General features: G+C 66.3%; 12 protein-coding genes and 1 tRNA gene. 3 read left to right on the plus strand and 10 right to left on the minus strand.

The annotated features are described in order from the left end of the window. Positions 1 to 102: 102 nt before the first annotated feature. From wzm to ACLP4W_RS07805, 5 genes are all read right to left on the minus strand, one after another. A complete protein-coding gene (gene wzm / locus ACLP4W_RS07785; RefSeq protein WP_442385564.1) occupies positions 103 to 933 on the minus strand; it encodes a galactan export ABC transporter permease subunit Wzm/RfbD in 831 nt (276 codons plus the stop codon). Continuing rightward, positions 930 to 1,862 carry a galactofuranosyltransferase GlfT1 gene (gene glfT1, locus ACLP4W_RS07790; protein WP_442385565.1) on the minus strand — a complete coding sequence of 311 codons (933 nt, stop codon included), beginning with the start codon at positions 1,860 to 1,862 and terminating at the stop codon, positions 930 to 932. The genes wzm and glfT1 overlap by 4 nt, the downstream gene beginning before the upstream one ends. Continuing rightward, a complete protein-coding gene (gene wzt, locus ACLP4W_RS07795) occupies positions 1,855 to 2,703 on the minus strand; it encodes a galactan export ABC transporter ATP-binding subunit Wzt/RfbE (RefSeq protein ID WP_442385574.1) in 849 nt (282 codons plus the stop codon). The genes glfT1 and wzt overlap by 8 nt, the downstream gene beginning before the upstream one ends. Before the next feature lie 17 nt (positions 2,704 to 2,720). Continuing rightward, positions 2,721 to 3,170 (minus strand): bacterial proteasome activator family protein, encoded by a 450-nt coding sequence (locus tag ACLP4W_RS07800; RefSeq protein WP_442385575.1) that lies wholly within the window; start codon positions 3,168 to 3,170, stop codon positions 2,721 to 2,723. Positions 3,171 to 3,252: 82 nt separating this feature from the next. Further along, positions 3,253 to 5,223, minus strand: a complete 1,971-nt coding sequence (locus tag ACLP4W_RS07805; RefSeq protein WP_442385566.1) for a DUF6541 family protein — start codon at positions 5,221 to 5,223, stop codon at positions 3,253 to 3,255. Positions 5,224 to 5,342: 119 nt separating this feature from the next. On the opposite strand from ACLP4W_RS07805, the gene ACLP4W_RS07810 reads away from it, so the two are divergent. Beyond that, a complete protein-coding gene (locus ACLP4W_RS07810; protein ID WP_442385567.1) occupies positions 5,343 to 6,539 on the plus strand; it encodes a cysteine desulfurase-like protein in 1,197 nt (398 codons plus the stop codon). 4 nt (positions 6,540 to 6,543) lie between these two features. Here the strand turns inward: ACLP4W_RS07810 and ACLP4W_RS07815 are convergent, their stop codons facing one another. Then, positions 6,544 to 7,515 carry an NAD(P)H-quinone oxidoreductase gene (locus ACLP4W_RS07815; protein ID WP_442385568.1) on the minus strand — a complete coding sequence of 324 codons (972 nt, stop codon included), beginning with the start codon at positions 7,513 to 7,515 and terminating at the stop codon, positions 6,544 to 6,546. Between the two features lie 37 nt (positions 7,516 to 7,552). Between ACLP4W_RS07815 and ACLP4W_RS07820 the strand changes: the two genes are divergently transcribed. Then, positions 7,553 to 7,639, plus strand: a tRNA-Ser gene (locus ACLP4W_RS07820). A gap of 51 nt (positions 7,640 to 7,690) precedes the next feature. On the opposite strand, the gene lipE is transcribed toward ACLP4W_RS07820, so the two are convergent. Together lipE and ACLP4W_RS07830 are read right to left on the minus strand one after the other, a co-directional pair. Then, positions 7,691 to 8,926, minus strand: a complete 1,236-nt coding sequence (gene lipE / locus ACLP4W_RS07825) for a lipase LipE (RefSeq protein ID WP_442385569.1) — start codon at positions 8,924 to 8,926, stop codon at positions 7,691 to 7,693. A gap of 36 nt (positions 8,927 to 8,962) precedes the next feature. Further along, on the minus strand, positions 8,963 to 9,787 hold the full coding sequence (locus ACLP4W_RS07830) for a crotonase/enoyl-CoA hydratase family protein (protein WP_442385570.1): 825 nt from the start codon (positions 9,785 to 9,787) through the stop codon (positions 8,963 to 8,965). Positions 9,788 to 9,810: 23 nt separating this feature from the next. On the opposite strand from ACLP4W_RS07830, the gene ACLP4W_RS07835 reads away from it, so the two are divergent. Further along, positions 9,811 to 10,395, plus strand: a complete 585-nt coding sequence (locus tag ACLP4W_RS07835) for a TIGR03086 family metal-binding protein (RefSeq protein ID WP_442385571.1) — start codon at positions 9,811 to 9,813, stop codon at positions 10,393 to 10,395. Between the two features lie 8 nt (positions 10,396 to 10,403). Here ACLP4W_RS07835 and ACLP4W_RS07840 read toward each other — a convergent pair whose 3' ends face one another. Together ACLP4W_RS07840 and ACLP4W_RS07845 are read right to left on the minus strand one after the other, a co-directional pair. After that, positions 10,404 to 10,865, minus strand: coding sequence for a DUF4334 domain-containing protein (locus ACLP4W_RS07840; protein ID WP_442385572.1), 462 nt, complete (start codon positions 10,863 to 10,865; stop codon positions 10,404 to 10,406). After that, positions 10,862 to 11,346 (minus strand): aminotransferase class I/II-fold pyridoxal phosphate-dependent enzyme (locus ACLP4W_RS07845; protein ID WP_442385573.1); only part of this gene is annotated, 485 nt, incomplete at its 5' end. The genes ACLP4W_RS07840 and ACLP4W_RS07845, both read right to left, overlap by 4 nt.

Below are 11,346 nucleotides of genomic sequence, written 5' to 3' on the forward strand. Positions count from 1 at the left end.
GCGATGTTATCGCCGTCTCCGGCATCCTGTCTGAGGCTTCGGCCGCATCGTTGCCGCTTCATTGGCCGCCGCCAACGCCGGACTGTCGGCCGGCTGCCCCGGCTAGACCCAGTAAGGAACCCGGGCCCGGTATTGCCGCATCGCGAACGCCGCCAGCACCCAGCCGACGGCCGTCAGCACCAACACCACCACCCAGTGCCGCAGCTCTTGGTGAGCGCCCAGTAAGGGGGATCTCACGATATCGAGATAGTGCAGCAGCGGGTTGAGCTCGACGATGCTCGCCCAGCGTCCGGCGCCCTGCTGCCGCAACGTGTCGTCGTTCCAGATGATCGGCGTCATGAAGAACAGCAGCTGCACGACCGAGAACAGCAGCGGACCGATGTCGCGGTAGCGGGTCGCCAGGATGCCGAAACACAGTGACACCCATATGGAATTGAGCACGATCAGCCCCAGCGCCGGGATGACCGACAGATCGGCCCACGACCACGGCTTGGGGAAGATGATCGCGACGACGACATAGATGACGATGTTGTGCGCGAACAAGATCATCTGCCGCCACACCAGCCGGTAGACGTGCACGCTCAACGGCGTCGGCAACTGCTTGATCAGCCCCTCGTTGGCGACGAACACGTCGGCGCCCTCCAGAATGGCGGCGTTGATCAGGTTCCAGATAATCAGCCCCAGGGTCACGTAGGGCAGGTGCACCGCCAGGTCGAGGTGGAACAGTTTCGAGTACAGCCCGCCCATCGCGACAGCGGTAGTCCCGGTTGCGATGGTGATCCAGAACGGTCCCAACACCGAGCGGCGGTAGCGCTGCTTGATGTCCTGCCAGCCCAGGTGCAGCCACAGCTCGTGACGACGGAAGCCGTCGACCAGATCGCCCCGGGCGCGGGTGAATGTTCGCGACTGCGCGGCCGCGTCGACGAACGTCACGGGGAACCCCCAGCGTCAGGCTTGCCGAATCGCTCCCGGCGTCCCAAGCGGCGCAACCGAATCCACTCCAGCAGGCCCTTGGGGTCGCGGCGGGTCACCAGGAAGAACCAGCCGAATCGCAGCCACTCCTGAACCAGCAATTTGCGCAGGCCCGGTTGCGACAGCAGGTAGCCGCGGTTGCGGTAGGCGAAGAACCGCTTGGTGGGATCGTCGGGGTACTGAGTGTGCATCCGGCCGCCCAGGATGGGCCGGAATTCGTCGGATCCGCAGGGATGCAGGTAGACCGTGTCCAGGCAGGTTCCAAACGGCAGGCCCGACCTAACCAGCCGGCGGTGGATCTCCACCTCGTCGCCGCGGATGAACAGCCGCATGTCCGGAACGCCGATCACGTCCAGAGTGGACGCCCGGAACAGCGCGCCGTTGAACAGCGACGCTATCCCGCGCAGCAGATCCTGTCCTCCTTCGGTGCGCAATTCGCTTGTGCGCCTGCGCCACACCAGACCGCGGCGCAGCGGGAACGCAAGCCGCTGCGGGTCGTCCATGTTGCACACCATCGGTGACACCTCGGCGAGATTGTATTTCTGGGCGCAGGCCAGCAGGGTCGCCAGAACGCGCGAGTCCTGGGGACGGCCGTCGTCGTCAGCCAGCCACACCCAATCGGCCCCCTGGGCCAGCGCGTGCAACATGCCGAGGGCAAAACCGCCCGCGCCCCCGAGATTTCGGCGCGATCCCAGGTAGGTGGTTGAAATCGGCTGCCGGGCTACCAGATCGCGGACGCGGTCGGATCCCGCTCCATCCCCCAATGAATCATTGTCGACCACGATCAGGTGGTCGGGTAAGCGGGTTTGCGTGCTCAGCACATCCAGCGACTTGGCCAGCTCGTCGGGGCGTCGGTGGGTGACCACGACGGCGAAGACGGTTTCACTCATCCCCGGATACTTTGTGTGCCAGCGGCTTGTCGCCGTCGATCTCGATGCGGGTCTCGGCCAATACCTCGCGCACGTGGCGCGCCGCGTCGTCACCCTCATAAGCGCGCACTACATCTTCGATGCCGCCGGACATCCGGATGACTCCGTGGTCGATCCACATCGCGGTCTTGCACAGTCGGGCCAGGAATTCGTTTGAATGGCTGGCGAACACCAGAATTCCGGAACGCTCCACGAGGCGCTGCAACCGGGACTGGGCCTTTTTCAGAAAGTCGGCGTCCACCGCGCCGATGCCCTCGTCGAGCAGCAAGATCTCGGGGTCGATGCTGGTGACCACGCCCATCGCCAACCGGACCCGCATCCCGGTGGAGTAGGTGCGCAGCGGCATCGACAGGTAGTCACCCAGTTCGGTGAACTCGGCGATCTCGTCGACCTTGGACAGCATCTGTTTTCGGGTCTGCCCGAGGAACAGGCCGCGGATGATGATGTTCTCGTAACCGGATATCTCGGGGTCCATGCCGACCCCGAGATCGAAGACGGGCGCGACGCGCCCGGTGACCTTCGCCCAGCCTCGGGTGGGTTCGTAAATGCCCGAAAGTAGGCGCAGCAGCGTCGATTTCCCGGCGCCGTTGTGGCCGACCAGGCCTACCCGGTCGCCCAACTCAAGCGTCATGGTGATGTCGCGCAACGCCTCGACGACGACGACGTTGGAGCTGTTGCGACCGATCGTGCCGCCCGCCTTACCCAGGAACGCCTTCTTCAAGGAACGCGACTTGGCGTCGAAGATGGGAAATTCCACCCACGCATCGCGTGTCTCGATGTGAGGACCCGGACCCGGCACGATCAGCTACTTAAGTCTGCTTACAGGTATTGCCCGTGTCCGGACCCGCCGCCCGCTTTGCCCATGCCCGGGGGGAGCGCGCCCTGGCGCATCTGTTCGAGCTGTGCGCGGGCGGCCATCTGCTGGGCGAACAGCGCGGTCTGGATTCCGTGGAATAGCCCCTCCAGCCATCCGACCAGCTGCGCTTGGGCGATGCGCAATTCGGCGTCCGACGGCGCGGCGCCCTCGTTGAACGGCAGGGTGAGGCGGTCGAGCTCCTCGCGCAGTTCCGGGGCCAGGCCCTCTTCGAGTTCGCGGATGCTGGTGGCGTGGATCTCGCGCAACCGGTTGCGGCTGGCCTCGTCGAGCGGCGCGGCGCGCACTTCTTCGAGCAGTTGCTTGATCATGGTGCCGATCCGCATCACCTTGGCCGGCTGCTCGACCAGGTCGGTCAGCGAGCGCTCGTCGGCGTCGTCCACCTGCACCGTCATGATGCGCGGATCGACGCCGCCGATGACCTCGACGCCGTCGTCCTCGTTGCCGGTACTCAATCCGTCACCATCCTTTGCGGAACTAAGGGTGTGCCACCGCGCCGTTTCCGCGCCATTCGTAGATTCGGGCCCCGCCATTGTCGTAGATCAGCGCCCACGACTTCGACTTATCCAGTGACACTAGTCCGTCGGGCGTGGTGAACCCCCTAACGTTGGGCGTGCTGGTCAGGATGTAGCGGATATTGAGCGCCTTGACGGCCGCGACCACGCGTGGATCTGAATCGCCTTTGCGTGCAGCGGTCCAGAAGATGTAGCGGTAGTAGCCCGGACCTGTCTGTTGCGGGAAGTCGTAGTGGGTCCACAACGGGTGCAGATCCGCCACCGCGTACATCCACGCCGTGCCGTCGATATTGGAGTCACCGATCAGGGTGTTGTGCGCATCGGGCAGGGCGGCCAGGTGGGCCATGGCCATGAGGTCTCGCTGGTTGATGATCACCGAGTCATACTTGTCGCCGAACAGGACCAGGTGCCGGTAGAGGTAATGCCGGCCGGTGAGTACGGTCGCGGCCACCAGCAGGACCGCCGTGGTCGCGACCCAGACCGGCGCGGGCAGCCGCTTGAACCGGTCGGTGACCCGTTTGGCCACCGCGACCACGGTCGTGATCATCGTGAACAGCGCGACACCCGCCATCGGCGTCAACAGCATCACCACGACGGCCGTGAGCCGTCGTGGATCGTTGTAGAAGAACTGGCTGAACTCTTCGATGGCGGCGCCGCCCGGATTATGGAACGGCGCCCCCGAGTAGATGGTCGCCACGGTCAGCACCAGCCAGACCGCTGGAGGCCACCAGATTCTTTTGTACAGCAGGATCGCCATGCCGATGTAAGCGAGCACGACGAGGCCGTACTGGGTGGGGAAGTCGTTGAGGTGGCGGGTGTGCAGCAGGAGCGCATCGATGGCGCCCTGCTTCACGCTCTTGAAGCTGGGGAATGCGTGCCCGGCGATGATGTCGGCCTGCCTGAGCACCCCCAGGAACTGCGGCGCCAGTATCAGCGCCGTCGGTACGGCCACGGCGGCCAGGGTCAGCACGTCGGCAAGCCGGCCGTCCACCGGCTGCCACACCGCATCCAAAAACCACCAGGCCAAGAGGAGCAGAATGACGATGAACCCGCCGGTCAGGTGCAACGAGAAGATGCCCACCAGTGCCAGCACCGCCGCGGGGACGCGGTCGCGGTGCCGCAACGTCGAGGCGATCAGAACAAACGTCGGAATCGCGACCCCGTGGGCGGCCAGGTTAGGCATCGCGGCGACGCCGAACTCGACATAGGGCACCGAGGTGAACGACGCGGAGAGCGCCGCGGCGGTGGCCGACGCCCCCGCGGCGCGCCACTGCGTGCTGACGGGGCGCAACAGGAACCACGTGAGGGTGGCCGCGCTGGAAGGAAACAGCCAGACCGAGGCGGCCAGCGAGTTGAGGGTGTAGCCGGTGGTGGGCGCCGCCCCGGTGAGCTGACAGTAAACCGCGGTCAGGGCGTGGAACACCGACGGGTAATACAGCGGTTGGTGGGTTTCGACGTTGCGCAGCTCGCCCATGTGGGTGGACGACGCCTGGCCGGTGTCGAGGATGAAGCGCACCTCGTTGGCGTGCCAGACGGCGTCCCAGGTGCTGGGAATGGACTGCCAGTGCGTAAGGCCGCGATAGCCGGCCCACATGATCAGCAAAGCGCCCAACAGCACACCGACGGCTACCGTCACCGCCGGCCAGCGACTGATCCCGCGCGCCTCGGCCGCGGGGTCGCGGTAGCGGGCGAGCAACAGTTGCAAACACGTGGCCACCACGCACACCCCGGCCAGCGTGGCCAGCGCTGTCCAACCGTTCCAAGGGATTCCGAGCGCACCGAAGGGAATGATCGCCAGCGCAACCACGCCGTATGTCAGCGCAGGGCCAACCGCGATGGCGACCGGCCAAGTTAGCTGACTGATGCGTGCGACGATCGTCCCGGGCGTGATCAGCAAAAGCAGTGCGATCAGCGTTCCGAACCATAGGCCCACTCGACTAGTATGGCTGGCCGGGTGACCTGGCTCGCGAAGCTCGTCTGGCTGGACCGTCGTCTATGGCACTCGCAACCGTCACAATTTCGCGGAATTGCGGAAGCTTTAAGGTGGCTGGCATGGCTTACGACGTCGCCCGGGTGCGCGGACTGCATCCGTCGCTGGGTGACGGATGGGTGCACTTCGACGCGCCGGCGGGCATGCTGATCCCCGATTCCGTCGCGACAACCGTGTCAACGGCATTTCGCAGGTCTGCCGCCAGCACGGCGGGGGCGCACCCGTCGGCGCGGCGCAGCGCCGCCGTCTTGGAGGCGGCGCGGGCGGCGGTGGCCGACCTGCTCAACGCCGACCCGGCGAGCGTCGTGCTGGGCGCCGATCGCGCCATCCTGTTGGCGTCGCTGGCCGAAGCGTCGTCCTCGCGGGCAGGTCTGGGTTACGAGGTGATCGTCAGCCGGCTTGACGACGAGGCCAACATCGCGCCGTGGCTGCGGGCGGCCCACCGCTACGGCGCCAAGGTGAAGTGGGCCGAGATCGACATCGAGACTGGTGAGCTGCCGACGTGGCAGTGGGAGAGCCTGATCGGGAAGTCGACGAGGCTGGCGGCCGTCGCGTCCGCGTCGGCAACGTTGGGGACGGTCACCGACCTGCGGGCGATGATCAAGCTGGTGCACGACGTCGGCGGGCTGGTGGTGGTCGACCATTCCGCCGCCGCTCCATACCGATTGCTCGACGTCCGGGAAACCGACGCCGACGTGGTGGTGGTGAACGCTCTCGCGTGGGGCGGTCCGCCGATCGGGGCGATGGTGTTTCGCGATCCGGGGCTGATCAACACCTTCAGCTCCATCTCCACCGAACCCGAAGCCACCGGCCCGGCACGCCTGGAGGTCGGTGCGCACCAGTTCGGTCTGTTGGCCGGCGTGGTCGCCAGCATCGAGTACCTTGCGGTGCTCGACGAGTCCGCCCGCGGCAGCCGACGCGAACGGCTGTCGGTCTCAATGCAATCCGCCACCTCGTACCTGAATCGGATTTTCGACTACCTCATGGTGTCGTTGCGGTCGTTGCCATTGGTGATGGTGATCGGACGACCGGAGGCGCGAATTCCGGTGGTCAGCTTCGCTCTGCAAGAGGTGCCCGCCGAGCGAGTGGTACAGCGCTTGGCGGACAACGGAATTCTGGCCGTCTCCAACGAGAGTTCACGCGCGCTCGACGTATTGGGCGTCAACGATGTCGGTGGCGCCGTTACCGTCGGGCTGGCGCATTACTCGACGACGGCCGAAGTCGACCAGTTGGTGCGTGCGCTGGCGTCCTTGGGCTGAGCCGCTAAACGGTCAGCACGATCTTGCCGGTCACCTTGCCCGACACCAGCTGTTGATGCGCGTCGGCGGCCCGCTGGATGGGCATGCGCGCGCCGATGATCGGCCGGACCCGGCCCTCGGCGATCATCGGCCACACCGAGGCCGTCACCGCCTGCACGATCTCGGTTTTGCTGTTCGGGCCGCTCACCGGCCGGCCCCGCAGCGTGGTGCCGATGATCCGCGCCCGCTTGGCCATCAGCTTGCCGAGGTTGAGCTCGGCCTTCACGCCGCCCTGCATGCCGATGACGACCAGCTGTCCATCGGTGGCCAGGGCGTCGATATTTCGGTCCAGGTAGGCGGCGCCCATGATGTCGAGGATCACGTCGGCGCCGTCGCTCTCCTCCCGCAGCCGCGCGACGAAGTCCTCGTCGCGGTAGTTGATGGTGATATCGGCTCCCAGCTCACGGCAGAACTCCAGCTTTTCCGCCGATCCGGCGGTGACGGCCACCCGGGCGCCCAGCGCCCGTGCGACCTGGATCGCATGGGTTCCGATGCCGCTGGCGCCGCCGTGAATCAGCAGTAGCCGGCCTTCGCTCAGGTGCGCGGTCAGCACGAGGTTCGACCACACGGTGCAGGCCACTTCCGGCAACCCGGCGGCGTCGACGAGGTCCACACCGTCGGGAATCGGCAGCACCTGGCCGGCGGGGACCGCGACGTATTCGGCGTATCCGCCGCCGGCCAGCAGAGCGCAGACTTCTTGTCCGGCAGGCCATTCGGTTTCGCCTGAGCCGGCTTCGGCCACAACACCGGAGACTTCCATCCCGATGATTTCGCTGGCTCCCGGCGGCGGCGGATATTTTCCGGCGGCCTGCAGGACATCGGCGCGGTTGACGCCGGCGGCGGCAACCTTGATCAGCAGCTCGCCGGGCTTGGCGGTGACGTCGGGTACTTCTTGCCAGGACAGTTGATCGGAGGATTCGGCGACGATGGCGCGCATGCCGGCCACGCTACCGGCCCCCGTTACCCTTATCAGCGGTGGCGTGGCAGAGCGGCCTAATGCACTCGCCTTGAAAGCGAGAGACGGCTAAAACCGTCCGGGGGTTCAAATCCCTCCGCCACCGCTCGCGCGAGCCCTAATCGCCGCGTGAGGGCATCTGCCAGGTCGCGTGCCCTCATCCGGCCGGGATCTCGGCGGCGATGGTGTCCATCAGCGCCTTGTGGCGGCGCGCTTCGGGATCGCGGCCGGGCTTGCCGCTGCTGACCACTCCGGCGGCGAGGCCGCGCTCGGGGTCGGCCCACACTGCGATGTTGACCAGGCCGAGGTGACCGAACGCGTCGGGAGCGTTGCGCCCGAACGGGCCGAACCGCTTCGTGCCCAGGACGAACCCGGTACCCCACCGGGCCGGCATCAGCCCGACGGCGAAATCCGGGCGCAGCCGCCGGCATTCGGTCACCGCGCCGCGCAGCGTTTCCGGGCTCATCACTCGAACGCCGTCGAGTTCGCCACCGCGACGCCAGATTTCGGCGAACCGTGACATCTCGTTCGCGGTCGACACCGTGTTGGACGACGGGACGATGGTGGTGAGGAACAACGGACTGTTCGTGTAGGGGATGACCTCGTGCACGGTTCCGCCGATTGCCTTACGGAAGATCTGGGCGACGACGGGCGGCAACGGACGGCCGGTGGCGTGACTCGGCGCGACCAAGGGCAGGTCGTTTTTGGCGACGCCGAAGTTCGTCCACCGGAAGCCCAACGGGTCAAGGATCTCGGTGGCCAGGATCTCGCGGATCTCCTTGCCGGTGGCCGCGTAGACGATCTCCCGCATCAGCGGGCCCCAGGTCAGCGCGTGATACATGTGCACCAATCCCGGCCGGTAGATCGGCCGCAGTTCGCCGAGCTTTTCCTGCGCGTATTCGTGGTCGTCGGCGCGCTTCAGGTCGGGTCTGGGCCCGGTGGGGAAGGGCAGGCCGGCGCTGTGCGTCATCACGTGCCGAATGGTGATGCGGTGCTTGCCGTGACTGGTGAAGGTGGGGATGTATTCGCAGACCCGGTCGTCCAACGAGAAGACGCCGCGCTCGGCGAGCATGTGCACGACGGTCGCGGCCATGGCCTTGGCCGCCGAGTACACGCAGAACGGTGTCTCGGTCGTGACGGGGATTTTCTCGGCGTCGGGCGCATCGGTGGGCGCGTTGCCCCAGCCGTGGCCGATCGCCCGGTTGAGTACGACGCGGCCGTGCTGCCGGACGCACACCTGGATCGCCGGGTGCATGCCGGCCTGGTACCAGTAGCGCGCCGCCTGCCAGATCCGTTCGACGGCGGCGTTGTCGATTTCGGCGTGGTCCTCTTCGCCGATCGTCGTCACGGAGTCCAGGTCGGCCGGGACGCGGATCTTGCCGTCGGGTGTCACCTCAGCGAGGGTACGTGCGACCCCAGGGTCGGTGCTTCACTCCCCGGTGAACTGCGGCGGACGCTTGGCAAACGTCGCCGAGATGCCCTCGGTGAGGTCCTTGGACGGCAGGAAGGCCGCGTTCCAGGCAGCGACATAGCGAAGGTTCTCCGATATGGCGGAGGTGCGCTGCTGGTCCAAGACGTCTTTGACGCCATAGACCGCCAGCGGGGGATTGGCGGCGATCTCGGCGGCGGTCGCAAGGGCGGCGGCCAGCGTCTTGTCGGCGTCCTCGTAGACCTCGTTGACCAACCCGATCTTCTCCGCCCGGGCCGCGCCGATGTCCCTGCCGGTCAATGCCAGCTCGCGCAGGTGGCCGTCGTTCAAGATCAGCGGCAGCCGGGCCAGGCTGCCCATGTCGGCGACGATGGCGAGTTTGACTTCCCGCACCGAGAACTTGGCGTCCGCGCTGGCGTAGCGGATGTCGACCGCGGAGATCAGGTCGACGGCGCCGCCGATGCACCAGCCGTGCACCGACGCGATGGTGGGGGTTCGGCAGTCGGCGACGGCGTTGATCGCCTTCTGCATCCGCAGCACCTCGGCGTGGAACTCGGTGCGCGGGCGAGCCAGGGCACCGTCGGCCATCAGCGGGGCGAACGTGCCGCCCATGGCGGGCACATCGAGTCCGTAGCTGAAGTTGTTGCCCGAGCCGGTGATGACGATCGCCCGCACATCGCGGTCAGCGTCCAGCGCTGCGAACACTTCTGGCATCTCCGACCAGAACGCAGGCCCCATCGCGTTGCCTTTGCCCGGTCCGATCAGCGTCACCTGCGCGACCTGGTCTTTGGTTTCGATAGTGACGGATTCGTATGCTTCACCCATATCGAGACCGTAGCGTGGCGAATATGTCTCCTGATTTGCGACCCGGACCAGATTCCCCGCCGACCGACGAGCTGGACAGCGCCGAAGCCACACTCGGGGTCCTGCAGCAAGTTGTCCACACCATCGCGACAGACGACCTGTCCCGCCAGACCCCGTGCACAGAGTTCAACGTGGCGCGGCTGACCGATCATCTGCTGAACTCCATCACGGTCATCGGTGGCGCGGTGGACGCAGAACTTCCCCAGCGCGACGAGACCGATTCGGTGGAGCGGCAGATCGTCGCCGCGGCCCGGCCCACCCTGGATGCGTGGCAACGCCACGGTCTGCACGGCATGGTGATGGTGGGTCCGAACGAGGCGCCCGCAGCCGTCATGGCCGGCGTCCTGTCGATCGAATTCCTCGTGCACGCCTGGGATTACGCCGTGGCCACCGGCCGCGACGTCGACGCACCGGATTCGCTGGCCGACTATGTGTTGGCGCTGGCGCGCCAGATCATCACGCCGGAGGGACGCTCACATGTGGGATTCCATCAAGCGGTCGAAGTGCCCGCGGACGCCAGCGCGGTGGACAAGCTGATCGCGTTCACCGGTCGCAATCCGTCCAGCTAGCTCGCGCGCTACACCCGCTCCAGGTAGAAGTAGTAATACCGGCCCTTATCGAGGACGCCCTTGCCGTTCATGATGCCCATCACCGCGTCATCGTCGACCTTCTTGAAGTGATCGTGCACGGGCTGGCCGTCGTAGACCATCGTGGCGGTTACTTCGCCGCGGAAGTCCTCCAGCCACAGGCTCGCTTCGCCCTTGCCCATCGCCATGTTGGAGAACTTGTTCCCGTCGGCGTCCACACAGACCAGGGGCTGCACGTCGCCGGCCGATTTGAAGGTCTTGCCGAACCAGCCGGCCTTCTCCAACTGGCCGTTCATCTTGTGGCCGGTGACGAACTCGCCGCCCTTCCACTCGCCGATCATCCCGTCGATGGTCGCGGGCTGCAGAGTCGCCCAGAATTCGTCGAGCTCGGCATCGGGAATATCGCTGTTGCGTTGTTTGAACTCGGTGAACTTCTTGCGGGCCAGGCTCATTGACTCTCCTTGATCCGGTCCTTGGGTTCGGTGCGGGCAATCCAGTCGCGGGCAAAACGCAGCAGGGCGTCGTTTTCTTCGGGCGCCCCAATGGTGACGCGGACACCGTCCGCGCCGTAGGGGCGGACCACAATGCGCGCATCGGCGGCCCGGGCCACGAAGTCCGGTGTGCGAGGGCCCAGCGGCAGCCAGACGAAGTTGGCCTGGGTCGGCGGCAGGGTGAAGCCGGCATCCCGCAAACCGGCGCCGACCCGGTCACGCTCGGCGACCAGGGCGTCGGTGCGGGCCAGTAGCTCGTCGGCGGCGTCCAGCGAGGCGATGGCGGCGGCCTGCGACACGCTCGTCACCGAGAATGGCACAAAAACCTTGTCCAGCGCGGTGATCAGGTCGGGGTGGCCGACTGCGTAGCCGACGCGTAAACCCGCAAGCCCGTAAGCCTTCGAAAAGGTCCGCAACACAACGACATTGCTGCGGGTGTGAG

Origin of the sequence: Mycobacterium sp. (assembly GCF_052145595.1) — a bacterium.
Taxonomy (GTDB): domain Bacteria; phylum Actinomycetota; class Actinomycetes; order Mycobacteriales; family Mycobacteriaceae; genus Mycobacterium.